This window comes from Streptomyces sp. NPDC048506 (assembly GCF_040651315.1).
Lineage (GTDB): Bacteria > Actinomycetota > Actinomycetes > Streptomycetales > Streptomycetaceae > Streptomyces.
The window spans coordinates 1-26,747 of sequence record NZ_JBEZIX010000020.1 but is presented as its reverse complement, the minus strand read 5'-3'; the positions used below and the strand labels follow the sequence as shown (position 1 = coordinate 26,747).

Annotated in this window: 24 protein-coding genes; 8 read left to right on the top strand and 16 right to left on the bottom strand. The window is 72.3% G+C overall.

Annotation, left to right across the window (positions count from 1 at the left end):
• A partial coding sequence (locus tag AB0C96_RS18115; protein ID WP_362918549.1) for a UTRA domain-containing protein occupies positions 1-554 on the top strand: 554 nt, incomplete at its 5' end.
• A gap of 48 nt (positions 555-602) precedes the next feature.
• Here AB0C96_RS18115 and AB0C96_RS18110 read toward each other — a convergent pair.
• The 8 genes from AB0C96_RS18110 to AB0C96_RS18075 all read right to left on the bottom strand — a co-directional run bounded on the left by AB0C96_RS18110 (position 603) and on the right by AB0C96_RS18075 (position 8,503).
• The gene (locus AB0C96_RS18110) at positions 603-1,676 is read right to left on the bottom strand and encodes a 2-aminoethylphosphonate ABC transporter substrate-binding protein (protein WP_362918547.1); all 1,074 of its coding nucleotides are present in this window, start codon (positions 1,674-1,676) and stop codon (positions 603-605) included.
• A gap of 37 nt (positions 1,677-1,713) precedes the next feature.
• Positions 1,714-2,511 (bottom strand): ABC transporter permease subunit, encoded by a 798-nt coding sequence (locus AB0C96_RS18105; protein WP_362918545.1) that lies wholly within the window; start codon positions 2,509-2,511, stop codon positions 1,714-1,716.
• A complete protein-coding gene (locus tag AB0C96_RS18100) occupies positions 2,498-3,493 on the bottom strand; it encodes a 2-aminoethylphosphonate ABC transporter permease subunit (RefSeq protein WP_362918543.1) in 996 nt (331 codons plus the stop codon). Before AB0C96_RS18100 ends, AB0C96_RS18105 begins: the two co-directional genes overlap by 14 nt.
• Complete coding sequence (locus tag AB0C96_RS18095) at positions 3,477-4,589, bottom strand: ABC transporter ATP-binding protein (RefSeq protein WP_362918541.1); 1,113 nt, start codon at positions 4,587-4,589, stop codon at positions 3,477-3,479. The genes AB0C96_RS18100 and AB0C96_RS18095 overlap by 17 nt, the downstream gene beginning before the upstream one ends.
• Position 4,590: 1 nt before the next feature.
• The gene (locus AB0C96_RS18090) at positions 4,591-5,310 is read right to left on the bottom strand and encodes a phosphonatase-like hydrolase (protein WP_362918539.1); all 720 of its coding nucleotides are present in this window, start codon (positions 5,308-5,310) and stop codon (positions 4,591-4,593) included.
• Positions 5,304-6,425: a TIGR03364 family FAD-dependent oxidoreductase gene (locus AB0C96_RS18085; RefSeq protein ID WP_362918537.1), complete on the bottom strand. Its 1,122-nt coding sequence runs from the start codon at positions 6,423-6,425 to the stop codon at positions 5,304-5,306. Before AB0C96_RS18085 ends, AB0C96_RS18090 begins: the two co-directional genes overlap by 7 nt.
• 155 nt (positions 6,426-6,580) lie before the next feature.
• Positions 6,581-7,348: a GntR family transcriptional regulator gene (locus tag AB0C96_RS18080; protein WP_362918535.1), complete on the bottom strand. Its 768-nt coding sequence runs from the start codon at positions 7,346-7,348 to the stop codon at positions 6,581-6,583.
• Positions 7,349-7,363: 15 nt separating this feature from the next.
• A complete protein-coding gene (locus tag AB0C96_RS18075) occupies positions 7,364-8,503 on the bottom strand; it encodes an ROK family transcriptional regulator (protein WP_362918533.1) in 1,140 nt (379 codons plus the stop codon).
• Positions 8,504-8,594: 91 nt separating this feature from the next.
• Between AB0C96_RS18075 and AB0C96_RS18070 the strand changes: the two genes are divergently transcribed.
• The gene (locus tag AB0C96_RS18070) at positions 8,595-9,716 is read left to right on the top strand and encodes a Gfo/Idh/MocA family oxidoreductase (protein WP_362918531.1); all 1,122 of its coding nucleotides are present in this window, start codon (positions 8,595-8,597) and stop codon (positions 9,714-9,716) included.
• Between the two features lie 449 nt (positions 9,717-10,165).
• On the opposite strand, the gene AB0C96_RS18065 is transcribed toward AB0C96_RS18070, so the two are convergent.
• The 3 genes from AB0C96_RS18065 to AB0C96_RS18055 form a co-directional block, all read right to left on the bottom strand.
• The gene (locus tag AB0C96_RS18065) at positions 10,166-11,023 is read right to left on the bottom strand and encodes a fumarylacetoacetate hydrolase family protein (RefSeq protein ID WP_362918529.1); all 858 of its coding nucleotides are present in this window, start codon (positions 11,021-11,023) and stop codon (positions 10,166-10,168) included.
• 137 nt (positions 11,024-11,160) lie between these two features.
• Positions 11,161-12,063: a YidC/Oxa1 family membrane protein insertase gene (locus AB0C96_RS18060; RefSeq protein ID WP_362918527.1), complete on the bottom strand. Its 903-nt coding sequence runs from the start codon at positions 12,061-12,063 to the stop codon at positions 11,161-11,163.
• Between the two features lie 112 nt (positions 12,064-12,175).
• A complete protein-coding gene (locus AB0C96_RS18055) occupies positions 12,176-12,481 on the bottom strand; it encodes a DUF6412 domain-containing protein (protein WP_362918525.1) in 306 nt (101 codons plus the stop codon).
• Positions 12,482-12,642: 161 nt separating this feature from the next.
• Between AB0C96_RS18055 and AB0C96_RS18050 the strand changes: the two genes are divergently transcribed.
• The 3 genes from AB0C96_RS18050 to AB0C96_RS18040 all read left to right on the top strand — a co-directional run bounded on the left by AB0C96_RS18050 (position 12,643) and on the right by AB0C96_RS18040 (position 16,941).
• Positions 12,643-14,547 (top strand): AMP-dependent synthetase/ligase, encoded by a 1,905-nt coding sequence (locus AB0C96_RS18050; RefSeq protein WP_362918523.1) that lies wholly within the window; start codon positions 12,643-12,645, stop codon positions 14,545-14,547.
• A gap of 182 nt (positions 14,548-14,729) precedes the next feature.
• Entirely contained in the window at positions 14,730-15,377 is a 648-nt protein-coding gene (locus AB0C96_RS18045; protein ID WP_362918521.1) for a DUF4142 domain-containing protein, read from the top strand.
• Positions 15,378-15,483: 106 nt separating this feature from the next.
• A complete protein-coding gene (locus AB0C96_RS18040) occupies positions 15,484-16,941 on the top strand; it encodes a DUF1996 domain-containing protein (protein ID WP_362918519.1) in 1,458 nt (485 codons plus the stop codon).
• Positions 16,942-17,380: 439 nt separating this feature from the next.
• Here the strand turns inward: AB0C96_RS18040 and AB0C96_RS18035 are convergent, their stop codons facing one another.
• The 3 genes from AB0C96_RS18035 to AB0C96_RS18025 all read right to left on the bottom strand — a co-directional run bounded on the left by AB0C96_RS18035 (position 17,381) and on the right by AB0C96_RS18025 (position 20,792).
• The gene (locus AB0C96_RS18035; RefSeq protein WP_362918518.1) at positions 17,381-18,631 is read right to left on the bottom strand and encodes a helix-turn-helix domain-containing protein; all 1,251 of its coding nucleotides are present in this window, start codon (positions 18,629-18,631) and stop codon (positions 17,381-17,383) included.
• A 213-nt stretch (positions 18,632-18,844) separates the two neighbouring features.
• Complete coding sequence (locus AB0C96_RS18030; RefSeq protein ID WP_362918516.1) at positions 18,845-19,606, bottom strand: PE-PPE domain-containing protein; 762 nt, start codon at positions 19,604-19,606, stop codon at positions 18,845-18,847.
• A gap of 385 nt (positions 19,607-19,991) precedes the next feature.
• A complete protein-coding gene (locus tag AB0C96_RS18025; RefSeq protein ID WP_362918515.1) occupies positions 19,992-20,792 on the bottom strand; it encodes a helix-turn-helix domain-containing protein in 801 nt (266 codons plus the stop codon).
• Between the two features lie 586 nt (positions 20,793-21,378).
• Between AB0C96_RS18025 and AB0C96_RS18020 the strand changes: the two genes are divergently transcribed.
• The 3 genes from AB0C96_RS18020 to AB0C96_RS18010 all read left to right on the top strand — a co-directional run bounded on the left by AB0C96_RS18020 (position 21,379) and on the right by AB0C96_RS18010 (position 24,799).
• A complete protein-coding gene (locus AB0C96_RS18020) occupies positions 21,379-22,155 on the top strand; it encodes a hypothetical protein (RefSeq protein ID WP_362918513.1) in 777 nt (258 codons plus the stop codon).
• Positions 22,152-23,690 (top strand): NADH-ubiquinone oxidoreductase-F iron-sulfur binding region domain-containing protein, encoded by a 1,539-nt coding sequence (locus tag AB0C96_RS18015; protein ID WP_362918511.1) that lies wholly within the window; start codon positions 22,152-22,154, stop codon positions 23,688-23,690. The genes AB0C96_RS18020 and AB0C96_RS18015 overlap by 4 nt, the downstream gene beginning before the upstream one ends.
• A gap of 143 nt (positions 23,691-23,833) precedes the next feature.
• Positions 23,834-24,799 carry an SCO0930 family lipoprotein gene (locus AB0C96_RS18010; RefSeq protein ID WP_362918509.1) on the top strand — a complete coding sequence of 322 codons (966 nt, stop codon included), beginning with the start codon at positions 23,834-23,836 and terminating at the stop codon, positions 24,797-24,799.
• On the opposite strand, the gene AB0C96_RS18005 is transcribed toward AB0C96_RS18010, so the two are convergent.
• Together AB0C96_RS18005 and AB0C96_RS18000 are read right to left on the bottom strand one after the other, a co-directional pair.
• Entirely contained in the window at positions 24,783-26,291 is a 1,509-nt protein-coding gene (locus AB0C96_RS18005; protein WP_362918507.1) for a sodium:solute symporter family protein, read from the bottom strand. The two genes, AB0C96_RS18010 and AB0C96_RS18005, sit on opposite strands and share 17 nt — an antisense overlap.
• On the bottom strand, positions 26,288-26,500 hold the full coding sequence (locus AB0C96_RS18000) for a DUF3311 domain-containing protein (protein ID WP_362918730.1): 213 nt from the start codon (positions 26,498-26,500) through the stop codon (positions 26,288-26,290). Before AB0C96_RS18000 ends, AB0C96_RS18005 begins: the two co-directional genes overlap by 4 nt.
• Positions 26,501-26,747: the final 247 nt, after the last annotated feature.

The following is a 26,747-nucleotide window of genomic DNA, read 5'->3' as shown; positions in this document are numbered from 1 at the left end:
CCGTCACCGTGCGCGCCCGTCGGCAACGCACCATGCGTCCCGCCTCCTACATGGCCCCGGCCACCCAGGGCGATCGCTACCGCTGGCTCACAGAAGCCGAGAAGCAGGGCACGCACGCCCGGACCAAGCTGCTCCGGGTCGCGGAAGTCGCTCCACCGGCCGATGTGTCCGCACTGCTGGAGGTCCCCGAGGGCGGTACGGCCCTGCTCCGACATCAACTGCTGCTGATCGACGACGAACCGGTGGAGCTGGTCAGCTCCTACTACCCCCTCGACATCGCCCGCGGCACGGCGATGGCGAAACGCCAGAAGATCACGGGCGGCACCCCGGCCCTCCTCACCCAGCTGGGATATCCGCCCCGGCTCAGCGTGGACCGGGTCTCGGCGCGGGTGCCCACCCAGGAGCAGTTCACCGCCCTCCGGCTGCCGGGCGACCTGCCCGTACTGCGCACGCTGCGCGTCGTCCACAGCGACGGTGAGCGGCCGATCGAGGTCACGGTGATGGTGAAGGCGGGCCATCTCTACGAGGTGCAGTACGAGTTCACCGCCGAGTAGCGACCGGTTCCGCCCGCGTGGTGCGGGCGGAACCGGCCCAGCGGCCCCTCAGCTCCCCGTAGCCGTCTTCCAGGCGGACACGTACGTGTCGAGGTTCTTGTCGACGTCCTTCCAGTCGGGCCGGAAGACCTCGACGCCCTTCATGATCGCGGCGAGCGCGGTGGCGTTGCGGTCGGTGGCCTTGACGTCCTGGCGGGAGGTGAAGCCGCCGCCGACCGCGGAGACCTCCCGCTGGACCTCGGGGGTGAGCAGGTAGTCGAGGAACTTCCGGGCGTTGGCGGCGTGCGGGGCGTTCCTGACCAGGCCGGCGGCGTAGGGCAGGGCGAAGGTGGTGGGCTTGGCGCCCGGCTCGGCGGCGGGGAAGAAGATGCCCTGGTGCGGCATCGACGCCTGGTTGGCGTAGTTCATCTGGACGTCGCCGTTGGCGACCAGGAGTTCGCCCTTGTCGGTCTTGGGGGCGAGCTGGCCGGTGGAGGAGGACGGGCCGACGTTGTTGGCCTGGAGCTTCTTGAGGAAGTCCATGGCCGGGCCCTGGCCGCCGAAGTCGTGCAGGGCCTTGATGAGGACGGCGGTGCCGTCACCGGCGACGCCCGGTGTGGAGTACTGGAGCTTGTTCTTGAACGTGGCGTCCAGCAGGTCCTGCCAGGTGGCCGGGGCCTGCCGGAGCTGCTCGGTGTTGTAGATGAAGCAGAAGTAGTTGTTGACGATGGACGTCCACCGGCCGGCCGGGTCCTTGTCCGCGGCGGCGACCTGGTCGGACCCCTTGGGGCGGTAGGTGTCCAGCAGGCCCTTGCCGTCGGCCTGTTGGATGAACGGCGGGAGGGTGACGATCACGTCCGCCTTGGTGTTGGCGCGCTCCCGGGCCAGGCGCTGCACGGCGGCGCCGGAGCCGGACTCGACGTAGTTGACCTTGATGCCGGTCCTCTTGTGGAAGTCCGCGAAGACCTTGTCGTAGAAGCCGTCGCCCTTCTCGCTCTTGAGGCCGTCGGCGCTGTAGACGGTGATCTCCTTGGCGTCGGGGTCGGCGGTGGAGGCGCCGCCGCAGGCGGTGAGCGCGGTGGCGAGGACGAGGGCGCCGGAGGCGGCGGTGAGCGGCCTGCGGGCCGCGCGGAGGGTGCGCATGACGGGGTAACTCCTCAGCAGGGCAAGGGCGTCGGACTCAGCGGTAGGTGGCCTTGGTGCGGATACGGGAGACACCGAGGAGGACGAGCAGGGTGGCGGCCATCAGGGCCACTGCCAGTACTGCCCCGGCGAACAGGGCGCCGCGGTCGGTGGTGGCGAAGATCTGGACGGGCAGGGGCATCCAGTCCGGGGGATAGAGCATCACCGTGGCGCTCAACTCGCCCATGGACAGGGCGAAGCAGAGGCCGACGGCCGCCGAGAGGGACGGCAGCAGCAGGGGGAGCGTGACCCGCCGCAGGACGTAGCCGGGGCGGGCGCCCAGACCGGCCGCGCTCTGCGCGTACGCCGGGTCGAGGCGGGCCAGCGCGGCCGTCACCGACTGGTAGGCGAAGGCGGTGACCAGCACGGTGTGGGCCAGGATCACGATCTGCGGGGTGCCGTTGAGCAGGAACGGCGGGCGGGAGAAGGCGACGAGGAGGGAGAGGCCGACGACGACGGAGGGAACGGCCATCGGGAGGAGGAAGAGACCGTCGAGGAGGCGACGGGTGCGGCGGGCCAGCCTCTCGGCGGCCAGAGCCGCCCAGGTGCCGAGGGTGAGGGCGGCGACGCTGGCCGCCAGTGCGGTCAGCACGCTGGTGAGCAGGGCGTTCAGGGAGTCGCCCGACGCGGCGTCCTGATAGTGGGTCAGGGTGAGCCCGGAGGGGAGGGCGCCGCTCCAGCTGGTCGCGAAGGACGCGGCGACGATCACGAGGAGGGGGAGGGCGAAGACGGGGAGGAAGAGGAGGAGGAAGAGGGCGTGCAGGGCCCGGCGGGCCGTCCTGCTATGCACCAGCACGGTGGGATGCACCTCCTGGGCGCGGGCCGGCGCCGCCGCCCGTACGGGACATCACCGTCCGGTAGAGGGCGTAGAGCGCGACGGACAGCACGATGTTGACGACGGCGACCACGCACGCTCCGGTGTAGTCGCCGTCGAGGATGGCCTTGGTGTAGACGAGCATCGGGAGCGTGACGACGTCCTTGGCGCCGGTGAACAGCACGATGCCGAACTCGTTGAGGCAGAGGACGAGGACGAGCGCGCCGCCGGCCGCGAGCGAGGGCAGCGCCTCCGGCAGGATCACCGTCCGCACGATCTGCCAGGGCCGGGCGCCCAGAGAGCCGGCGACCTCCAGTTGGGCCGTCTCGACCTGCGAGAACGCGGCGAGCAGCGGCCGCATCACAAACGGGGTGAAGTAGGTGACCTCGGCCAGCAGGACGCCCCAGGGGGTGTGCAGGAAGTCCAGCGGCCCCTGCGCGGCGCCGGTCAGGTCCGTCCACAGGCCGTTGGCCACGCCCACGGTGCCGTAGAGGAAGAGCAGCGCGAGGGTGACCAGGAAGGAGGGGAAGGCGAGGAAGACGTCGATGAGGCGGCTGAGCGCCCTCCCGCCGGCGAACGGGACGAAGGCGATCACGAGGGAGAGCACCAGGCCCAGCAGCAGCGCGCCGACGGTGGCGCCGACGGCGATCAGCACGGTGGTGGTGAGCGCCTCGCGGAACGACGCCTCGGCGAAGACCTGCGCGTACGGGGCGGTGGCCGGGCCGCCGTCCTCGGGGCTGACGGACTGCCACACCACCAGGGCCAGGGGGTAGAGGAAGACCAGCGCGAGGGCGGCGACCGGCGGCAGGGTCCACAGGACGGCGGTGAGCGGCCGGCGGCGCCGGTCCGGTGCCGTGGCGGGGCCGGTACGCGCGTCCGGTGCCGCGGGCGGGTGGGGACGGGCGTCCGGGCCGGCCGGGTCGGCGGCCGCCACCGCGGTGTCCGGCCTAGCCATGGTGCGCACCGTCCTCGGCGAGCCCGGCCGGGATCAGCACCGCGTCCTCGGGCGCGAAGTGCAGCGCGACCTCGTCGCCGAGCCCCGGTGTCTCGCGCAGCTCGCGCACGTCGGCCAGGACGCGGTGGCCGTCGACGGACACGTACAGCCGGTGGGTCGCACCGCGCCACTGCACCTCGGTGACCGTGCCGTGCAGGGTGTTCCCGGCCGGGCCGCCGGCGCCGAGGCCGACGAGGTGCGGGCGGACGCAGAGCGTCGCAGCGGCGCCGTCGGCCGCCTGTGCCGCCGCGGGCACGTTCAGCCGCCGTCCCGCGAAGTCCACCCCGCCGCCCGCGCCGCGCACCGTCACCGGCAGCAGGTTCGCGGTGCCGACGAAGGAGGCGGTGAACGCGGTGCGCGGACGCCGGTAGAGCTCCTGCGGGGTGCCGCAGTCGCGCAGCCGGGCCTGGTCCAGCACCGCGATCCGGTCCGCCAGGGTCAGCGCCTCCAACTGGTCGTGGGTGACGTAGAGGATGGAGACGTCGGGCAACTCGCGGTGCAGCCGGGCGAGTTCGGCGAGCATGCCGGAGCGCAGCTGGGCGTCGAGCGCGGAGAGCGGTTCGTCCAGCAGCAGGACGCCGGGGCGGATGGCGAGCGCCCGGGCGATGGCCACCCGCTGCTGCTGGCCGCCGGAGAGCTCCCGGGGGTGCCGGTCGGCGTAGCCGGCCATACCGGTCATCTCCAGCGCCTCGGCGACCCGGCCGGGGATCTGCGCGCGCGGGGTCTTGTGGGCCTTGAGGCCGAAGGCGACGTTCTCGGCGACCTTCATATGCGGGAAGAGCGCGTACTGCTGGACGACCATGCCGATGCCGCGCCGGTACGGCGGCAGCCCGGTGACGTCCCGGCCACCGATCAGCACCCGCCCGGAGACCGGTTGGACGAAGCCCGCGACCGCCCGCAGCGCGGTGGTCTTGCCGGAGCCGGACGGGCCGAGCAGCGCCATCACCTCGCCCGGTTCGACGGTCAGGTCGAGGGCGTCCAGCACGGTGTGCTCGTGGTGCTTGCCGTAGGCGACGGTGACGTGGTCGAAGCGGATGCCCGCGCCCGTCCGCGCGGCGGTCGTCATCTCAGACCGCCCCGAGCAGGGCGGGCAGTTCGGCCACCGAGCCCAGGACGTGGGTGGCGCCCGCCTCGGCCAGCTGCTCCGCGCGGTGCGCTCCGGTGAGCACCCCGGCGACGATCCCGGCACCGGCCCGCCGCCCGGACAGCATGTCGTACGAGGTGTCGCCGGCCACCGCGATCTGCCGCACGTCCTCGGCGGCGCCGGTGCGCAGCAGGGCGGCCAGCACCATGTCGGGGTAGGGGCGGCCGCGCCCCGCGTCGGCCGGGCACAGCGTCAGGTCGACGAGGTCCCGCCAGCCGAGCGCGTCGAGCAGGGCGTCCTGGGTGACCCGGGCGAAGCCAGTGGTGAGCACGACGGTGCGGCCGGCGGCCCGGAGCGCCTCGATGGCCTCGCGGGCGCCGGGGACCGGTGCGATCCGCCCGCCGTCGACCAGCTCGCCGTAGGCCTTCTCGAAGGCGGAGTTGGCGCGCTGGGCGGCCTCCTCGGTGCCGAAGAGGTGCCGGAAGACGGAGATCTTGGACTCGCCCATGGTGGCCCGTACGTATCCGAGCTTGCGGGCGTGGTCGGGGCTGCCGGGCTCGACGCCGAGGCGGCGGGCGGCGGTGTCGAAGGCCTGCTCGACCAGACCGCCGTCGGCGACCGTGGTACCGGCCATGTCGAGGACGACCAGCCGGCTGCCGGCGGGGCTCGGGGTGCGGTCGGGGTGTGTCAACGGGCTCACCATCCCAGTTCGTTCGCGGTGGTCTCGGCGATCGCCGGGGCGCAGGTCATCCCGCGCCCGCCGGGCCCGGTGACCAACCAGACGCCGTCCCGGGCCTGCTGGCGGTGGACGACGCGGCTGGTGTCGGTGCACTGGGCGTAGACCCCGGCCCAGCGGTGGCGGATGCGGGGCAGCGGGCGGCCCAGGAGGGACTCGACGACGCCGGTCAGGTGCTCGTAGGGCTCCTCGACGGTGTCGAAGGCGAACGGCGCCTGGTACTCGTGGGTGTCGCCGATGGTCAGACCGCCGTCGGCGCGCTGCACCATCAGCAGCTGCATCTTGTGCTCGGCGGCGGTCGGTGTCTGGGCCTGGCCTGCGTTGAGCGCGTCCAGGGCGTCGCTCCGGTAGGCCGGGTAGTAGCGGAAGCTGTCGGCGTCGGCGACGGACGTGGTCAGCGGCTCGCCCAGCGGGTCGGTCTGCATCATCTGGAGCCGCACCCGGCGCACCGGCAGGTCGGGGACGAGCTCGCGGACCAGTCCGCCGAGCCAGGCACCGGTGCACAGGACGACCGCGTCGCCGTGGTGGACCTCGCCGTGGTCGTCGCGCACGCCGCGCTCGCCGACCACCTCGCGGACCTCCCGGCCGCCGAGGTAGGTGTAGCGCCCGGACTTCAACAGCTCGTCCTTCAGGGCGCGTTGGGCGACCCGGGGCTCCACGGCGGCGTCCCGTTCGCACCACAGGGCGCCGGTGAACGCGCCGCGCAGGGCGGGGTTGAGCGCGCGGGTCTGCTCGGCGCCGAGCAGCCGGTAGCCGCGGGCGGCGGCGTCGGGGCGGCGGGTGGCGGCCTCGGCGACCGCGCGCTCGGCGTCGTTGGTGACGACGGTCAACGAGCCGATGGCACGGAAGCCGACCGCGGGGACGCGGGCGCCGATGCCCTCCCACAGCTCCCGGGCGCGCAGCGCGGTGGCCAACTCCTCGCCGCCCGCCCGGCCGCTGACCCAGATCTGCCCGAAGTTGCGGACCGAGGCGCCGCGGGCCTCGGCCTCCCGCTCGATGTGCAGGACCTCGTGGCCCCGTTCGACTGCGTGCCAGGCGTGCAGGGTTCCCAGCACGCCGGCTCCGACGACTATGACTCGCATGCCCCAGACGGTCGTGGCGGTGGGTGACCCGCCGGGGGTGGTTCGGCGACGGGATGGTGAACGGGCGCGCAAACTTGGCCTAGACCCGTTATCATTCCGTGACTTTCAAGGGTGGGTGGACGGCGCCCCCGACCGCGCCGCACCGACCCCGTGCGTCAGCCCGCCGGCGTCCCCAGGTGGGTGGTGAACGAGAACCGGTCGCCCCGGTAGAGCGAGCGCACCCGCTCCAGCGGGCGACCCTGCGTGTCCCGGGACAGCCGGTGGATCAGCAGCATCGGCAGCGCGCCCGGCGTACCGATCAGCAGCGCCTCGCGCGGGGTGGCCAGAACGGTCTCCAACCGCTCGTCCGCGTCGCCGAAGCCGATGCCGACCCGCTCGTGGAGGTAGGCGTAGAAGGACGAGTCCGGTTCGAAGTCGGTGGCCAGGTCCGGGACCCGGTCGACCGCCACATAGGTGCTCTCCAGCCCCACCCGCTCGTCGTCGGCGAGCAGTACGCGCTCCATGTGCCACACCGCGTCCCCGACGGCGAGCGCCAGGTCGCCGGCGAGCGCCGGCGGACAGGGGAAGCGGTCCAGCCCGACCAGGTGCCGGCCGGGCCGACGGCCCTGACCGCGGACGCCCTCCGTGTAGCTCGCGAGGGACAGCGGCTGCTCCAGCTTGGGGCCGGCGACGACCGTGCCGCGCCCCAGCCGCCGCAGCCGGCCCTCCAGCACCAGCTCGCGCAGCGCCTGCCGGAGCGTCTCGCGGGACACCTCGAACCGCACCGCCAACTCGCGCTCGGTGGGCAGTACTTCGCCCTCGCCCAGCTCCTCCAGCAGCGCGGCGATTTCGACCTTGGCCGCGTAGTACTTGGGAATGCGTCCGTGCTCGGGGACGCCGGACCGGATGGGTGCGCCAGGATCCTGGCCGTACGGGAACTCCACGCGGTGATCCTCGCACTATGCGGCGCGGCGGCCGTCCAGGGGGCGCGCCGCCCCGAAGAGCGGTGCGAGCACCAGCTCCGCCGCCCCGTCGGCGACCGTCCGGGCGCCGCCGGGGGCGAGGGCCACCGACACGGCGCCGGGCCGGCCGCTGCCACGGAGGCGGGCCCGGGCGGCCAGCGCCCGCGCCACTCCGCTCAGGAACGGCTCGGGGTGCTCCAGCACGGTGCGCCCGCCGAGCAGCACCTGGTCGACGTCCAGCAGCTCGACGAGGTTGGCCGCACCCACGCCCAGGGCGCGGGCGGCGGCCGGCAGATCGCCACGGGCCACCGCCGCCAGGCAGAGCGCCTCGATGCAGCCGTGCTGTCCACAGCCGCAGCGCGGACCGTCCAACTGGACTATCTGGTGACCGAATTCCCCGGCACCGGTGCGCGGACCGCGGTAGAGGCCACCGTCCAGGACGAGCCCGGCGCCGAGGCCGGTGCCCAGGTGGAGGTAGCCGAAGGAGCCGGCGGCGGACGGCACGTCCTGGGCCAGGCCGAGCGCCGCCGCGTTGGTGTCCTTGTCGAGGACGACGGGCAGGCCGAGCCGTGCAGCCAGGGCGTCCCGCAGCGGGAAGCCGTCCCACTGGGGCGCGCCGGTGACGCGGTGCAGCACTCCGCCGACGTGGTCCAACGGACCCGGACAGGCCACCCCGGCGCCCAGGACCAGCGGCCCGCCGGCCTCCCGGATCAGCGCCGCGACCTCGCGCTCGGCGGCGGTGAGCACCTGCTCGGCGCCCGCCTCGAAGGCGAGCGGGGCGCGCCGCACGGCGACCGCCCGGCCCGTGAGGTCGGCGAGCACGGCGATGAGCTCGTCACGGTCCAGGTGCAGACCGACGGCGTGCCGGGCGGTGGGGACCAGCCGGAGGACGGTGGCCGGTTTGCCGCCCGTCGAGGCCCGACGGCCGGCCTCGGCGGCCAGGCCCTCGGTCCGCAGCCGCGCGGTGATCTTGCTGACCGCCTGCGGGGTCAGCCCCGTGTGCGCGGCCAGCTCCAGTCGGCTGACGCCGTCCTCCCCGGCCGCGCGCAGCAGCCCGAGCACCACCGCGGCGTTGTGCCCGCGCAGGGCGGGGAGGTTGACGCCCGGGCCGGAGAAGGTCTGATCGTTTCCGCTCACCCACCCATTGTCGGTGGCGGCTTGCACTTTGGCAACAGCGTTGCTTAAGTGTGGACAGTGCTACGGACGAGACCAGGGAGTGGTGGGACGCATGACCGAGACCAGTGAGCAGCACGGACCGAACGACACCTCCGCACCCGACGCCCCGCTCCGCGTCGGCCTCCTCGGCTACGGCCTGGCCGGCTCGGTCTTCCACGCCCCGCTGATCGCGGCCACCGACGACCTGGTGTTGGACACCGTCTCCACCACCGACCCGGAGCGGCAGGCACAGGCCCGCACCGAGCACCCCCAGGTGCGTACCGTCGCCACCGCCGAGGAGGTGCTCGACCGCGCCACCGACCTGGACCTGATCGTGGTGGCGACGCCGAACAAGACCCATGTCCCGCTCGCCACCGCCGCGTTGGAAGCCGGCCTTCCGGTGGTCGTCGACAAGCCGCTGGCCGCCACCGCCGCCGAGGCCGAGAAGCTGGCCGCGCTCGCCGAGGACCGCGGTCTGCTGCTCTCCGTCTTCCAGAACCGCCGCTGGGACAACGACTTCCGCACGGTGCGCAAGCTGGTCGAGGAGGGCGCGCTCGGGGACGTCTGGCGGTTCGAGTCCCGCTTCGAGCGCTGGCGCCCGCAGCCCAAGGGCGGCTGGCGCGAGTCCGGCGACCCGACCGAGATCGGCGGCCTGCTCTACGACCTCGGCAGCCACCTCGTCGACCAGGCGCTGACCCTCTTCGGCCCGGTCGTCTCCGTCTACGCCGAGTCCGAGGTCCGCCGCCCCGGCGCGGAGGCCGATGACGACACCTTCCTCGCCCTCACGCACGCCAACGGCGTCCGCTCCCACCTGTGGATGAGCGCCACCACCGCCGTGTTCGGCCCCCGCGTCCGGGTCCTGGGAAGCCGGGCCGGCTACACCAAGCACGGCCTGGACCCGCAGGAGGCCGCGCTGCGCGAGGGCCGGCGCCCCGGCGACGAGGGCGTGGAGTGGGGCGTGGAACCGCGGTCCGGCTGGGGCCGGCTGGGCGCCGGGGCCTCCCCGCGGAGCGGCGGCGGCGAGCCGGTGCCGACGCTGCCGGGCGACTACCCCGCGTACTACGCCGCGATCGCCCGCGCCCTGCGCGAGGGCGGCGCCCCGCCGGTATCCGCCACCGAGGCCGCCGCCACACTGCGGGTCCTGGAGGCCGCGAAGCGGTCGGCGGCGGAGGGTTGTACGGTTCGGGTCGCATAACCTGGCGGCTGGCGTTCTCCCCACGTTTTTGGCTGGCCCGCCGTGGCCTGGCGGCCGGCGTTCTCCCCACGTGTTCGGCTTTCCCGCCGTGGTGGTTTCTCGCCGTTGCGCCTGCGGCGGGCTGTGCCGCTGCGCGGGGCTGTCGGGTGCGGTGACGGGCCGGAGGGGTAGGGGTTCCGGACTGCTTCGCTTTACGTCCGGAACCCCTACCCCTCCGGCCCGTCCCCTCCCGTTGAGGGGTGGAAAGAAGACCGTAGGGGTGGACGCCGGTGGCCCCCTACGCGCAGTCGACGGACCACGCCCGCCCCCAGGATCAGTCACCCCCACTCACGGGAGGGGCCGCGCCGCAGGACGAAGTCCGGAGGAGCGGCACCGCACCCGACACACAACGCCCGCCGCAGGCGCAACGGCGAGAAACCACCACGGCGGGACAGCCAAAAACGTGGGGCCTATGCGGCATTCAGCCGCTGCCGTTGGTGGCCCAAGCCGTCGATCTCCAGCTCCACCACGTCGCCGGCCCGTAGGTACGGCTTCGGCTCGGGCTGGCCCATGGCGACGCCCGCCGGGGTGCCGGTGTTGATGACGTCGCCCGGGTGGAGGGTCATGAACTGGCTCACGTAGCGGACGACTTCGGCCACCGGGAAGATCTGCTCGGCGGTGGTGCCGTTCTGCTTCAGTTCGCCGTTGACCCACAGCCGTACGCCGAGGGACTGCGGGTCGGGCACCTCGTCGGCGGTCACCAGCCACGGGCCCAGCGGGTTGAACGTCTCGCAGTTCTTGCCCTTGTCCCACTGGCCGCCGCGCTCGATCTGGAACTCCCGCTCCGAGACGTCGTGCGCGATCGTGTAGCCGGCGACGGCCGCCAGCGCCTGTTCGTCGTCCTCCAGGTAGCGGGCGGTGCGACCGATGACGACCGCCAGCTCCACCTCCCAGTCGGTCTTCACGCTGCCGCGCGGCACCAGCACCGTGTCGTCGGGGCCGACGACGGTGTCCGGGGCCTTCAGGAAGACGATCGGCTCGTCGGGGGTCGCGGCCCCGGTCTCCCGGGCGTGGTCGTGGTAGTTCAGGCCGATACACACGATCTTGCCGATCCGGGCCACCGGCGGGCCGGTGCGCAGCCCGGCGCCGTCGAGTGCGGGCAGCACGCCGGAGGCCGCGGCGGCGCGGATCCGGGCCAGCTGTTCGTCGTCCGCGAGCAGCGCTCCGTCGATGTCCGGCACCAGGCCCGACAGGTCCCGCAGGACCCCTGATTCGTCGAGCAGCGCCGGGCGTTCCGCCCCCACCGTTCCGACACGCAGCAGCTTCATGGATACGACTCCCGTGGTCGAAGGGTCGGCCCGGAAGGGGCCTTCCGGACCGGCCGATGGGGGACGGCCATCGAGCGTTTGGTCGATCCTCCAAGGAAGCCGTCCAGTCCGCAAGACCCCGTTCACGGAGTGGACCGTTACTGAGGGGTAGTAACGATCTCGGTCTCCTGGGCGACGGTCTCCCGGGCCTTCGCGTTGGCCCGGGACCGGGCCGCCCGCTGCCGGGCCGCGCGGCTCTTCGGTGCGCGGCGCTGCGCCGGCCTCGGGGCGGTGGCGACCGGCTCGGCCGCCGGCTCCTGCTCGGCGACCGGCTCGGGGGTCCTGCCCGTCCGGTCCCGTTGCAGCAGCGCCCGTTCGCAGGCCGTCCAGATCGTCGTCGTCACCGTGTACAGCCCGGCGGCCAGCGGCACCACGGCCACCGTGATCAGCATCCCGAAGGAGAGCAGCGGCATCACCTTGGACAGCGAGGCCATCCCGGGCAGCGCCCCGTTGCCCGCCGAGGCCGGGGCCGGGGCCTTGGCCGCCGCCGCCCGTGCGCGCCGGTAGTTCCAGGTGGCGACCGCCGCGATCAGGGCGAACAGCACGAGGTAGACCCGGCCCTGCGGGCCCAGGACACCGCCGTCCGCGAGCGCGTCGCGCCAGTGGCCGCCGAGCGGCGCGCCCAGCAGGGTGTGGTCGAGCAGACCACCGCCCCCGGTGGAGAAGAGGTGGTACATCAGGAAGAAGACGGGCAGTTGGAGCAGCGTCGGGAGGCAGCCGGCCAGCGGCGAGGCCCCGGTCCTGGCGTACAGGTCGGCCATCGCCTTCTGTAGCCGCTCCGGGTCGCCCTTGTGCTTGCGCTGGAGTTCGGCGATTTGCGGGGCGAGCGCGGCGCGGGCCTTCTCGCCACGGGCCGCGGCGCGGGCGAGCGGGTGCAGCGCGGCGCGTACGGCGAGGGTGAACAGGACGATGGCGGCGGCCATGGCGGCGGTGCCGAAGAGCGGGTCGATCGCCTCCGCGCCGCGCGCCAGCGCATCGCCGAGGAAGCCGAAAACGGACATGGTGAGCCCTCCACGGGTCTCGTCGTGCCGGGATGTGGATGTCGGCGTGACGGGACGCGCGCGGACGCGGAAGAACTCCGGGAGGAACCGGGCGAAGAGCTGGCCCGGGCGTCTACGCGGCCGTCAGGAGGGCCCGGCCCGGTGCACGGGGGCGCGGGCGCCCGGCCGCGTCCGGGTCGCGTTGCGGCAGGAACGCGGTGCGTCGCTCGCGGTCGCGGATCGCCGTACGGATCCGGCCCGGTGGGAGGGGCGGCGCGGCGCCGGCGATCAGGAAGGCGCTGCACAGCAGCAGCACCGCGGCAGTTGTCGCGGCCGCGGTCAGCGCCGTCGTCAACCCGGTCTGGGTGAGCAGGAGTCCGGCGGCGAGGAAGAACAGCGCGCAGGTGTACAGGCGCCAGGCCTCGACGATGCGATACATCCGGCACCCCCTCGCGTACGGCTCGTTCCCCAGACTTGTCGTCTTCCGCTCAAGAGTAACCGCAGCTCTGGGCAGCCGGGGGACCGGCCGGTAGCTTGCCCTCCCTGCCGTCGGGACGGCGGTGGACCAGGGGGATCCAGGGGGAACATCTAGGAGGTGCTGTGCGCGACATCAGCGTTCCGGCTCTGGCGGCTCCACTGCGGACCGGAGGGCTGGCCGACTCCGTCTTCGACACCGCCGCCCACCAGCCGGACTTCGCTCAGCTCGCCCGCCGCGACGACCGAGCATCCGGTGAATGGCAGGAGGTGTCCGCGAAGGAGTTCCGCGACGAGGTCATGGCGCTGGCCCGGGGGCTGCTGGCGGACGGGGTCCGACCCGGCACCCGGGTCGCGTTGATGTCCCGTACCCGCTACGAGTGGACGCTGTTCAGCTATGCGCTGTGGGCGATCGGCGGCCAACTGGTGCCGGTCTACCCCACCGCCTCGGCCGAGCAGCTGCGCCGCATCCTCAACGGGGCGCAGGTCACCGCCATCGTCGTCGAGCACGAGGCCCACGCCATGACCGTGGCGGAGGCCTGCGACGAGCGCTCCCGGCTGCGCCGGCTGTGGCAGCTGGACCTGGATTGCATCCAGCGGCTGGTGGAGGAGGGCACCCGGCTGTCCGAGGCGGACGTGCACCGGGTGCGGCACGCGGTCACCCCGAGCAGCGCCGCGGCGATCGTCTACACCTCGGGGACCACCGGGCGCCCGCGCGGCTGCGTGATCACGCACGCCAACCTCGCCGCCGAGTGCGACACCCTCTACGCCGGCTGGGGCGGGCTGCTGGCCGCACCCGGTGAACGCCCCAGGCTGCTGGCCTTCCTGCCGTTCGCGCACATCTACGGTCTGATGGTGCAGGTCGCGTGCCTGCGCGGCGGGGTGCAGCTGGCCCATCAGCCCGACCCGTCGTCGGACGCCCTGCTGCCGGCCCTGGCCTCGTTCCGCCCGACGTTCCTGTTCGCGGTGCCGTACGTGTTCGAGAAGATCTGCGCCCGGGCCCGGCTGGCCGCGGAACGGGCCGGCCGGCGGCGGACGTTCGACGCGGCGATGACGGTGGCGGTGCGCTACGCGGAGGCGGTGACCGCGGAGGAGCGGGGCATCGGCCGCGGCCCCGATCCCTTCCTCCGGGCGCGGCACGCCCTCTACGACCGGCTGGTGTACTCCCGCATCCGGGAGCTGCTGGGCGGCCGGGTGCGCACCGCGGTCTCCGGCGGCTCGCCGCTCTTCAGGGAGCTGGGGCTGCTCTTCGCCGGCATCGGCATCACCGTCTACGACGGCTACGGCCTGACGGAGACCAGCGGCGCCATCACCGTCCAGCCGCCCGGCCGGGTGCGGTTCGGCACCGTGGGCCTCCCGCTGCCGGGCAGCGCGGTCCATCTGGCCATGGACGGGGAGGTGTGGGTGCGCGGCCCGGTGGTGTTCGCCGGCTACCTCGACGAGGACGACGCGCCGGGCGACGGGCTCTACGACGGCTGGCTGCCGACCGGCGACCTCGGGCACCTGGACGAGGACGGCTATCTGGTCATCACCGGCCGCAAACGGGACACCATCATCACCAGCAACGGCAAGAGCGTCGCCCCGCAGGGCCTGGAGCAGCGGCTCTGCGCCCATCCGCTGATCTCGCAGTGCGTGGTGGTCGGCGACAACCGCCCGTACGTGACCGCGCTGATCACGCTGGACCCGGAGGCGCTGGCGCAGTGGCGGCGGCTGCGCGGCGATCCGGGCGAGGGGTCCGTCGGCGACGGGCCCACGCCGGAGGAGCAGTTGCAGGCGGAGGTGCGGCGGGCGGTTTCGCGGGCGAACGCCACGGTGTCCCGGGCCGAGGCGATCCGCGCCTTCCGGGTGCTGCCGGGCGAGTTCAGCCAGGAGTCCGGGCTGGTGACGCAGTCGCGAAAGCTGCGCCGGGCACAGATCGTCCGGGCGTACGCGGCGGAGATCGACGCCCTGTACGCGCAGGGCGAGCGCGAGGCGCCCGACACCCGGAGCGAGCGCCGCCGGTGGGCGGCGACAGGGCTGTACGCAGGCTGAGCGCAGGGCACAACACGCCCTTTTGCCGGGCCTGTTGACGGCACCGTAGCAGTGTCGCGGCGGGCCCGGCCGTAATTTGTCCAGGGGTGACGAGCCGCGCCTGGACGGCCGTTGCGGGGCCTAGCGTCCGAGGGCATTCCAATAGGCCCAGTCAGGTCCCGCAGGGACGAACGGGAGGCCCTGTGCGGTCGATCCTCAGCAACTCCGCAACATCCGGGCGGACCATCGCCACCGGACTGGTGGTGGCCGCGCTGGTGGCCACGCTCGCGGCTCTGCTGCTGCCCGTCCAGCTCTTCGGTGAGACCGCGTCCGCGGCCACGAACACCGTCAGCTACGACGACGACGGCGGCGGCACGGTGAACACCCGCTTCGGTCCGCTGACCCCGATGGACCGGGACTTCGTGCGCAAGGTCAGGCTGGCCGGGCTGTGGGAGATGCCCGCGGGCCGGCAGGCCCAGGCCCGCGGGAAGACCGCGGCGGTGCGGACGGCCGGTGACCACCTCGTGGCCGGCCACACCGAGCTGGACCGGCGGTCGGTGGAGGCCGGGCGGGCGTTGGGCATTCCGCTGCCCAACCAGCCCACCGCCGAGCAGCAGGGCTGGCTCTCACAGCTCAGCGCCGCCTCGGACGCGGAGTACCCCGCCCTCTTCGCCGAGCTGCTGCGCCGGTCCCACGGCAAGGTCTTCGGTCTGATCGCGATGGTCCGCGACCAGACCCGCAACTCGATGGTGCGCGCCCTGGCGAACAAGGCCAACTCCACCGTGCTGGACCACATCACGGTCCTGGAGAACACCGGCGAGGTCAACTTCGACACCTTGCACAGCAGCTGAGCCCCACCCCCAACACCCCTCACACCGGACGAAGCGAAGTGATCCCATGAGGCAACGGCAACAGCAACGCCAACGCGTCCACAAACGCTCCCGCCTGACGAACAGAATGGTGGTGGCAGCGGCCGCGCTCCTGCTGGGCGGTGGCGGACTGGCGGCGGTCGCCACCACGGCCCTGGCGGGCAGCTCCGGTCCCGAGACGACCGCCGGCCATCAGCACAGCACCGTCATGTCCACCACCATTTCGTGCCCCGACATCGGCGAGCAGCTGCGGCAGGTACCGCACAGCGCCCAGCTCCAGGTCTCCAAGGGCCTGGCCACCCTCGACCGGCAGGTCCACGACGCGTACCACAAGTGGATGGGGGGCAGCAGCAGCTCCGTCCTCACCGCGCTCAAGCGGCAGCGTTACCGCACCATCAACACGATGGTCATCGCCATCTCCAGGGACGCCAAACGGCCGGGCTACCTACTGAAGATGAGCGGCTGCACCACCAAGCCCGTCGACGAAGGCGCGGGCAGCGGCGGCTTCGACTCCACGAAGTCCCAGACGGACGGCTGGTACCAGGGGCAGCGCCCGCAGCAGGGCCAGTCGCAGGCCCCGCAGCCGGGCCAGCAACAGGACCAACAGCAGAACCAGCAGCCCGGTCAGCAACAGGGCGGCGGGCAGCAGCAGGGCCAGCCCGGTGGCCCCTCCCCCGAGGACTTCGTCGACATCACCACCGTCCAGCCCAACGCGGACGCCCCGCCGTTCGCCGCGCCCAGGGGCGGCAACGCCACCACCGGGACGTTCACCTCCGAATGCGGCCGCAACGAGGAGGGGCACTTCAACTCCGACAACGTCATCGTCACCCCGGGCGTCAGCAACGGCGCCCACCACACCCACGACTACGTCGGCAACAAGGCCACCGACGGCTTCTCCAACGACCAGTCGCTGGCCGCCTCCGGCACCACCTGCAACAACGGCGACCAGTCCACCTACTACTGGCCGGTGCTGCGCAAGCTGGACGGCAACGCGGAGCAGAAGCCGGGCGCCGCACAGGACGCCAACGTCGGCTCGGTGCTGACCCCGGCCACCGTGACCCTCACCTACCGCGGCAGCCAGGCCGGCCAGGTGCAGGCGATGCCGCGCTTCCTGCGCATCATCACCGGCGACGCCAAGGCGTTCACCAACGGCACCAAGAACGCCAACGCCTCCTGGAGTTGCACCGGCTTCGAGGACCGCCAGCTGAAGGACAGGTACCCGCTGTGCCCCAGCGGCTCCCAGGTGGTGCGCACCTTCGCGTTCCAGAACTGCTGGGACGGCCGCGACATCGACAGCGGCAACCACCGGGACCACGTGACCTTCTCCGACCAGAACGGCAACTGCCCCAACAACTTCCGCGCCATCCCCCAACTCGTCGAGCGGATCACCTACGACGTGCCCCAGGGCACCAGCTTCGCCGTCGACAGCTTCCCCGAGCAGCTCCACAAGCCCGTCACCGACCACGGTGACTTCATCAACGTGATGCCGGACGACCTGATGAACAAGGCGGTCGCCTGCATCAACAGCGGCCGAGAGTGCAGGTGATGCCCAGACGATAGACCTACCTCATACCCTCTCACCCCCCTATCCCGTCCAGGGATACGACGCCGGCGCCCATGCGCCGGCGTCGCGCGTTCGGGGATCGCGCATCCCCGGATCGCGCGCGCCGGGATCGCCCATGCCGGGGGTCCCGTCCCAGGTCAGCGACTCAGCCGCGCCCCTCTGCTCCGCGCGATGCGGGAGATCCCCCCTTCTCTCCTGCCGTCACTCACCAGGAAGCAGGTCTTCCCGTCAGGACTCACCCACGGCAGCAACCGCGTGACCCCCGACTCGTTCATCGGCTCAGGCATGTCGACGCTCCTACGCGGCGTTGGCCATGCCCCCGGGCCGCCGGACACGCGGCCGCGGGGACTTCACTTGTCGTGCGGACCTGACCGTAGGGCTCCGGCAAAGAGAGCGGGGGCACACTTTGTGCCCGGCTGTTTCAGGCCGCCAATACGCCGACCTTCACGGCGAGTTCGCTGGCTCGTCTGCGCTGCGCCGGGTTCTTCGACTCCGCCTCTTCCAGGATGATGCGCCGGGCATAGCCGTTGTAGCGGATGGTCTCCGGGGCAGTCCGGTAGGCCCGGTCGAGAGTGGCCAGCGCCGCCTCTGCCTGGCCGTCGAGCTGGTACCCGCGCGCCTCCTCGATGCGGTGGCGGGCCCGCCGCGGCCGGGAGGGGATCGTCACCGCGTCGGCGGCCGACGCTTGGCGGACGCTCTCCGCGCCGGCATGCAGCTCGACGGCGACCGTGACCGCATGGGCGCCCATGACGGCCCGCGAGAACGACGTCACGGGGTGGAAGTAGTCGGTGGGCAGCCGTTCCGCCATGGCGCGGGCGCGGTCCCAGTACCGCCAGGCGGTCCCCGTTTCGCCCCGGCGTGCTGCGGTGTATCCGGCCTCGAAGTGCAGGGCGCCGGTGATGGCGAGGACGTCGTCACTCGCATCGGGCAAAAGCGCTTCCAGGTAGCGGAGCGTCTCCAGATTGACCGCGTCGGCAGCGTCGAAGTGTGCGTGCCCGCTGTCGCGGTGCGCCTGCGTCGCCAACCATGCTGCGGTCCCGATGGCGTGGGGGTCTTCCGACTCCTGCGCCGAGATCATTGCGCGCTCCACGACCCGCCACAGCAACGAGGCGTCCGGCTGGTACGCGAGGAAGAACTGACTGAGGCCGTACGCCTCGGAGAGCAGGCCCTGCGCCACCCGCCGATCGCTCGCCGAGTCGGCTTGCAGTACGGCGAGCTGCGCGTCCTGGATGAGGGCCGGCAGAAGGGCGCCGATGACGTCTCGGTGATGCGACGCGGAATGGCGCGCGCTCCAGGCCCGGGTAAGGCGTTCCCTCAGGTGGACGGACGAGGGTGCGGCCCGCCGTGTGGTCAGCGGGAAGGCGTCGATGGCCGCGCGCACCTGGGGCAGTCGGGCATGGCCGGGCCCCTCGAACAGGCCGATGGACGCCGACTGATCACCAGTGAGGTCGGCGAGGTCCCGGACTCTGAGGGCCTCCGCGATCCGTAGGACCATGGGGAGTTTGGGCATCTGCAAGCGCCCGCCCTCGACCTGCTTGACCCAGCTCGGCGACTTGCCGAGCAGTCCGGCCAGGACGGTGCGGCTCATTCCCCTACGGGTCCGCAGGATCTGCATGCGCTGCCCGAAGACCATCGGCTCGGCGTACGGGTCCGGCGTTGCATCTGATGACACACCCTTGCCCCTCTCTGTGCAGCTCGTCACCGTCAGAGTACGGCGCGGGGCGGTACGTGGTGCTCCCCTGTGGAAAACCGCCGCTGTGGGCCGCAGACCAGCAGACCGAACGCGCACCGGCCCGGCCGCGCAACGGCGGCCGGGCCGGTGCTCCCCGTTCCCCGTGGGCGGTGGCAGCGTTCCCCGTGGGCGGTGGCAGCGGGTGTCGTCGGATCAGTGGGCGTCGGTCCAGAAGATGCCGTTGGCGCCGTCGTGGGTGATGGTCTGGGTCATGACGTCGCCGGGCTGGGGGTACTTGGGGTGCTGGATCAGGTAGCCGCCGGGGGACTCGATCGAGGTGGCGTCGCAGATGCCGTCGGTGCGGATGCAGTAGCGGGCGACCGGAACGCCCGGGAACTCCTCCGGACCGGCGCCGGCGGAGGTGAACCCCAAGGCGCCCACGCCCTTCGGCACGCGGGCCCAGATGCCGGTGCCGGGCTGCATGGGGTCGGCGTAGAGCATGCCGTTGACCTGCTCGCGGGGGATGCTGGTCTCGTTGTTGGCGATCCGCTGGAGCAGCTCGTCCGCGGCCTGTGCGCCTTGGGAGTACCCGACGATCGTCAGCCGGGCGTCGGGGTGCTGACGGTGGGTGTCCTCCGCGGCGGCGAGCAGGTTGCGGTACCCCTCGTTCACGCTGGCGTCGTAGCTGGGGGTGGTCAGGTCCGGGATGCCGTGGCCGTTCTCCCACGGTCCGGCGCTCGCCGGGTAGCAGACCGGCACCCAACTACCGGGCTCCAGGAGCTTGTTCGCCTCGCGGTAGGAGGTGGTGCACTCGGGCGCGTCCGCCTGGTTACTCGTACCGCCGATCTCGATGTAGTAGTGGTCGATGGGATCGGCTTGCGCGACGGTCGGGGCGACGACGACGGTGGCGACTGCCGTCGCCACCGTCATCGCGGCCGTGCCCATGGCCCGCATCCACCTGCTCGTTTTCGACATTGCCCGGGATTCCCCCTGAGTGAGACCTGCCTGCATCGGACGGCGGCGACGCTAGCCAGGGCCGATGAAATCCCGCTCATCCGGCGATGAACGCGCTGGTGGGCGTCGGTGGGCGCACCGCTCGGCGAAGGAAGCGGGGGAAACGAAGGAAGCGGAGGAAGCGGAGGAAGCAGAAACGCGGCGGCCCGCCCCGGGGTTCCCGGGGCGGGCCGCCGTTCGGTGTCGGCTGCCTGGTGTCGTCGGGTCGACGAGCGGCATCAGGTCAACGAGTGCTCGGCTGCGCCCGGCCCGTGCACGACGGTCCGCCTGGGAGGGCGGCGGGCGGCGTCGTCGTGGCATCAGGGGTATCGGGGGCCTCAGGCGTGCGGGCTCGTCTCGACAGGTTTCACAGACCGTTGACGCGGGCCTCCCGGGCCATCCCCAGGGGACGGATCGAGGATGCCACCGCGCGGGCCCGTCGGCCGGCTCGGGCCCGGTACGAGCGGACGTGCGCCATCAGGCGGCGGCTCCGTAGAGCCATCTCCAGTTCGAAGCGGGTACGGGGATCACGGAGGACCGGGCCGAAGAGTTTCTCGATCTGGCGTAGCCGGTAGCGGACCGTCTGCGGGTGGACATGCAACAGCTTCGCCGCTTCCGGTGCACCGCCGCCCTCCAACCAGGCGAGGAGGGTGACTTCCAGACGCTCGCTCTGGCGCGGCGTCAACTCCTCCAGCGGGCCGAGCCAGCGGGAGGTGAGGGCGTCGGCGAGGGACTCGTCCTGGAGGAGCAGGAGGGCCGAGAGGTGGTCGTCGACGAAGGCGGGGCGTGAGTCGGGGCCGACCCGGCCGGGGGCCAGGTTCAGCAAGTAGCGGGCCCAGCGGAGGGATGACGCGGTGTCGGACGCCGGGACGACGTGGCCGACGGCGGCGGGGCGGCCCTTGAGCGCCGCTTCCAGGCGGGCCCGGGTCTGGGTGGCCGGGTCGGGCACGAAGAGACAGGTGTACCCGTCGACGGTGCCGATGAGCGCATGCCCCAGTGCCGCGGCGAGTTGGGGCGCCTCGGCGGGGGTGGCGAGGACGACGGCCTGGAGGGTTTCCGGGACCGGCCAACCGGCCGTGCGGGCCAGCTCGTTGAGGCCCTCGTCCGACATCTCGCGCTGTCCGGCGAGGACGTCGAAGAGGTCCTGTCGGGCCCGTGCAACGGGCATAGGGGTGACGACGGACGTCTGTGCCGGACGTTTACTTTCCGACTCTTTTTGGTAACCCAGAACTGTCAGCAGGGCCTGTTCCAACGCCCATTGCGCCTCTTCTACGGGGGTATCACCGAGAAGTGCTGCCATTGCGGGAAAACCCCGCTGCAACTCCGCTACCACCTCCTCTGCGAGGGACGGGAGTTCATTTCTCACTACGCGGGTCCACTCGCCTCGGGGACGCGACCATATGCGGTTGAGGAGATCACACATCGCTACCTCGATCCTGGCGGGATGCGGCTTGGACAGGGGATCGGCGCCCCCCTGCGCCTGAGTCGGCATCATCCGGAGTCACGCCGTGTGCCCGCGACGCCGGTGCAGGAATTTGTCACAGCGCGATAAACCTTACGTAAGTCTGAACGCGCTCGTAGATGCTTTTCCGCATCCGGATCACAGCCGGATAACGGCCCTGCGTATCCACCCGGTTACGGAATGTTCAGTGTTACCGGGGGTCACCCGTACAAAAGCCGCCGGGCAAAAACCACCGCCGGGAAATTTCATCGAAATTCGCATCCCGCATCCGTGCCCCGACACCGGAGGTTCGATGTCCGCACCGCGCCTGGAGAGCCGCCAGAACCGTCCGCCCCGTTCGGGCCGCCGTGCCGCACACCGCGCCCGGTCCTCGCCGACGGTCCCCCGGCCCCGCCGGCCGCCGGGCGAACCCGGGCCGCCGGTCCGTCGTCCGGCCGGCGGCTTCGCCTCAACTGCCGTACTGCGTCCCGCGCTTCCGGCTGCCCTGCTGCTCTTCATCGCCGTCACCCTGCACTCCGGCGCGATGGACACCCTGATGCGCTTTCTGGACTTCGGCGCCGGGGTGCTCGCACTGGTCTCGCTGTCGGTGACGGTGCTGTGGGGGCTGGCCGCAACGGACCGGATGGTGCTGCACTCCGGCCACCGGCTGCTCGCCCAGGCCGTGCACCGCGGCACCGGCATCGCCGGACTCGGCTTCCTGGGCCTGCACATCTGGGTGAAGGTGGCCGAGGGGCACACCGGCGCGGCGTCCGCCGCGGTGCCGTTCACCGACGGCGCGCGACCGGGGCTGATCGGCCTGGGCACGCTCGCCGCGTATGTGTTCATCGCCGTCGCGGTGACCGGCGCGGTCCGCGGGGCGTTCACCGGCATCACGGCGTCCCGCTGGTGGCGGGCGCTGCACATGAGCGCCTACCTCGCCTGGGGCATGGCTCTGGTGCACGGCCTGAAGTCGGGCCGGGTGGCGGCCGGTTGGGCCGTGGCCGGATACGCCGTATGCCTCGTCGCGGTCGCCGTACGGCTGGCGCTGCGGCTGCGCGATTCCCGCAGGAACTCAGGAGAACTTCCATGACCGCCCCCGCCCCCACCCAACTGCTGCCGGCCCTGTCCGGGCCGGAGCCGGTACCGACGCTGGCGTCCTTCGGTCCGCCGCGGCTGCTGGCCGGGCTCGACGAGATGCCGCGGATGGACCGGGTGGCCCATCTGGCCCGGCACGGCAGCCTGCCCAAGCTCTCCTCCCAGGAGCTGGTGGCGCTCGCCGAGGACACCGATCTGCGCGGCCGCGGCGGCGCCGGATTCCCGTTCGCACGGAAGCTGACCGCCGTCATGGACGGGATGCGGCGCGCCGACGGCAAGGGCGCCGTGGTCGTCAACGGCAGCGAGGGCGAGCCGAGCTGCCTGAAGGACACCGCCCTGCTGCTGCACGCACCGCACCTGGTGCTGGACGGCGCGCTGCTGGCCGCCGATGCGCTCGGTGCGCAGGAGGTCGCCGTCGGGGTGACCCGTAAGGACGTCCTGGACTCGGTCCAGCGCGCCATCGACGAACGCGGCCCGGTGCGGCCGGCTTTACGCGTCACCCTCCTCACCGAACGGTTCGTCACCGGTGAGGGCTCGGCGATGACCAACGGGCTGGGCGGCGGCCCCGGCCTGCCCTCCGGTCGCAAGATCCGCTCCAGCGAGCGCGGGCTGAACGGCGTGCCGACACTGCTGTCGAACACCGAGACCTACGCCCAACTCGCCGTCGCCGCCCGGCTCGGCGCGCTCGGCTACCGCAACGTGGGGCTGCCGGCGGAGCCCGGCACGCTGCTGCTGACGGTCGGCGGCAGCATGGTCGTGGAGGTCCCCTACGGGGTGTCCCTGGCCCGGGTCCTGGCGCTGTGCGGTATGGACCAGGGGCAGGGCGTGCTGATCGGCGGCTACCACGGGACCTTCGTGTCGTCCACGGACGCGCTGACCGCGACGCTGTCCCGGGAGTCACTGGCCGGGTACGACGCGGTGCTGGGCGCCGGTGCGGTGCTGCCGCTGCCGTACGACACCTGTCCGGCGGGCGAGACGGTACGCGTCGCGCAGTGGATGGGGGCCGAGTCCGCGGGCCAGTGCGGCCCGTGCGTGCTCGGTCTGCCCGCGCTCGCCGAGGAGTTGGCCCGCGCCGTGCGGGGCGGCGGCGAGGGAGCCCTGGACGCCGTGCGGGCCCGGATGCGGGCCGTGGAGAAGCGCGGCGCCTGTAGCCACCCGGACGGTACCGCGCGCTTCGTCGCCTCGGCCCTCGCCGCCTTCCCCGAGGAGTTCGAGCGTCATGCGCAGGGGTTCGGGTGCGGCCGCCCGGTGACCGGGGCCCTGCCGGTCACCGGGCACCAGCCACCGCCGCCCACCACGCCGGTACCGACGCCGTCGGCCGCCCCGCCGCAGGAACGGCTGCTGGTCGACTGGACGCTGTGCCGGGGCCACGGCCTGTGCGCCGATGTGGTGCCCGGGGTCGTCAAGCTCGGACCGGACGGCTACCCGGAGCGGGCGAGCATGCCGCTGCCGGCCCGGATGCGGCGCCGCGCCCAGCTCGCGGTGCGCCGCTGCCCGGCCCTGGCGCTGCGGGTGCAGGGCGGCAACTGAGCCTCCCGGCACGGTCTTTGGCAGTTGCGGAAAAACTTTCCGGCGGTTGAACGCCGGGCACCCCGTACGCCGTATCTCCCGGGCGACGGCAACCCGCCCAGCAGGCAACGGAACCACCCCCCACCATCGACAGAGGAGACACCATGAGCACTCGACGTCGTGCGGGCCTCGCGGCCGCAGCAGTCGCCACCCTGGCGCTCACCGCCGCCTGCGGCAGCAGCGCCAACCAGGGCGCCGGCACCACGCCCACCACCGACACCGTCCAGCCCGCCGGCCAGGGCACCAGCGACTACAGCTACGGCTCCTCCGGCTCCGGCCAGGGCGACGACGGATACGGCGGCCAGGCCGGCGGCGACAGCGGCAAGTCCGCGCAGACCGCACCGAGCGCCGGGACGCTGGCGCTGCACCAGGACGCCAAGCTCGGCCCCGTCGTCACCGACTCCAAGGGCATGACCCTCTACCGCTTCGACAAGGACACCGCCGAGCCGCCGAAGTCCAACTGCTCGGGCTCCTGCGCCACCGCCTGGCCGCCGGTCCCCGCCGACGGCGCCTCGGCGCCCGCCGGCATCGCCAAGAGCGACCTGGGCTCGGTCACCCGGGCCGACGGCACCAAGCAGCTGACCATCGGCGGCTGGCCCGCCTACCGCTTCGCCAAGGACACCAAGGCCGGTGACACCAAGGGCGAGGGCGTCGGCGGAACCTGGCACGCGCTGGCCGCCGACGGCAAGAAGGCCAGTGACCAGTCGCCCGGCGACGTCTCGGTCCTCAAGCAGCCCGAGCTCGGCCAGATCCTCGTCGACGGCAACGGCATGACGCTCTACCGCTTCAACAAGGACAGCGCCTGGCCGATGAAGTTCGGCTGCAACGACGCCTGCCTGGACACCTGGAAGCCCGCCAAGCCCGCCGACCGCTCCAAGCTGAAGGGCATCCCGTCCAAGCTGATCTCCACCGTCACCCGCCCCGACGGGCTGCGCCAACTCGCCGTCGACTGCTGGCCGGTCTACACCTTCACCGGCGACAAGCAGCCCGGGGACATCAACGGCCAGGGCAAGATGGGCCTGTGGTTCGCGGTCTCCAAGGACGGCAAGAAGATCACGACGACGCCCTGACCGGCCCGGTCTCCTCCCGCGGGAGCTCCTCGTCCAGCGCCAACACCTCGGCGTCCGGCCGCTCGTCCACCTCACGCGGCCCCAGCCAGCTGACCGCCAGCGCCACCACCAGGTTCACGGCGAGCCCGACGATCCCCGCGTTCATCCCCCACACCGGGTCGTGTCCCCCGAAGACCAGGACGCACACCAGGGCGAACCCCGCCACCAGGCCGCTCACCGCGGCGCAGCGCGTCAGCCGCCGCCACACCAGCCCCAGCAACAGCATCGGCACCAGCTGAGCCATGCCCTCGTACGAAATCAGGGACAGCCGGACAAGGGTGTTGGGGGCGGTGTAGGTCAGCAACAGCGCCACCGCCCCGGCCGCCACCACGACCAGCTGCGACCACAGCTTCTGACGGTCCGCCAGTCGAGGGATCGCGCCCAGCACGCTCCTCCCCCACATCGTGCCGATGACCAGCATGAACACGGCCATCGGCACGATGGAGGAGAGGGCGGCGGCCACCCCGATCACGCCCACGGCCCAGGCCGGAAGGGAGTCCACCACCAGCTTGAACAGCGCCAGATTGGAGTCCGCCCCGGTCAGCCCCGGCACCACGAACAGCGCCGCCAGGCCCAGCAGCATCGGCACGAACAGCAGCACGTTGTAGAAGGGGAGGTACATCGCATTGCGCCGCAGCACATCGGCGTTGCGGGCGCTCAGGTAGCCCGCCACCGTCGTCGGGAAGACCACCACCGTGAGGGAGTTGACGATGGTGGTGGTGACGAACCACACCTGCCCCAGCCCACCGGACGCATGGCCCGGGAAGGTCAGCCACTCCGGCTTCTCGGCGACCACACGGTGCAGGAAGGGCCCGTAGCCGTCGAAGTAGTGCAGCGGTACGTAGACCACGAGGAAGCCGAGGGTGGCGATGACCAGGACGTCCTTGAGTACGGACACCCAGGCGCTGCCGCGCAGCCCACTGACCACGACGAAGCCGGTGGTGACCGCGAAGCCGATGAAGTAGGCCCAGTTGAGGCTGATGGTCCCGTACGAGATCGTCGAGACGACCACGCCCATGCCGGTGATCTGGAGCTGGATGTACGGCAACAGGCACACGGTGGCGAGCAGGGCGACGGCGGCGCCGAGCCAGGGCCGGCGGTAGCGGTGCGCCACGATGTCGGTGATCCCGACCAGACCGTGCCGGCGGGCGTAGGCCCACAGCATCGGCCCCACGACGTACCCGATCGCATAGCCGCAGGACATATAGGCCACCACGTAGAGCACCGGGGCCCCGAAGTTGTAGCCCCAGCCGGCCGCACCGAGGTAGCTGAAGCTGGTGTAGCTCTCACCGGCCATCAGCACCCAGATGAAGACCGTGCCCAGACTCCGACCGCCCACCGACCACTCGGCAAGTCCCCCGCCCGCTCCCCTGCCCCGCACCGCGAGCAGGCCGAGGACGACGGTGAGCACCATGAAGGCGCCGAAGATCGTGGTGGCGACGGCGGCGTTCACGAACGCCCCCCGTCGCGGCCCCGCCCAAGGTCCCCGCGTCGCGCCAGCCACACCGCCAGCGGGGTGGCCAGCGTGGCGAGCAGCATCCAGAAGACCAGGAACGGCAGGCCCAGCACGGTCGGCGTCACCCGGTTCACCAGCGGCAGCACCACCAGGAACAACACATACGGCAGCAGCAACCATTTCGCTGCGCTTGGCCTGCGTCCCACGTTGTCGGCTTTCCCGCCGTAGGTGTGTTTTCGCACGTCTCCAGAGCCTATCCGCTGCGCTTGGCCGGCTTCCCACGTTGTTGGCTTTCCCGCCGTGGCGGTCTCGCGCCGTTGCGCCTGCGGCGGGCGTGGTGTTGTCGGGTGCGGTGACGGGCCTCCGGGGCAGGGTGTCCGGACTGCTTCGCTTTACGTCCGGACACCCTGCCCCTCCGGCCCGTCCCCTCCCGTGAGTGGGAGGAAAGACGGT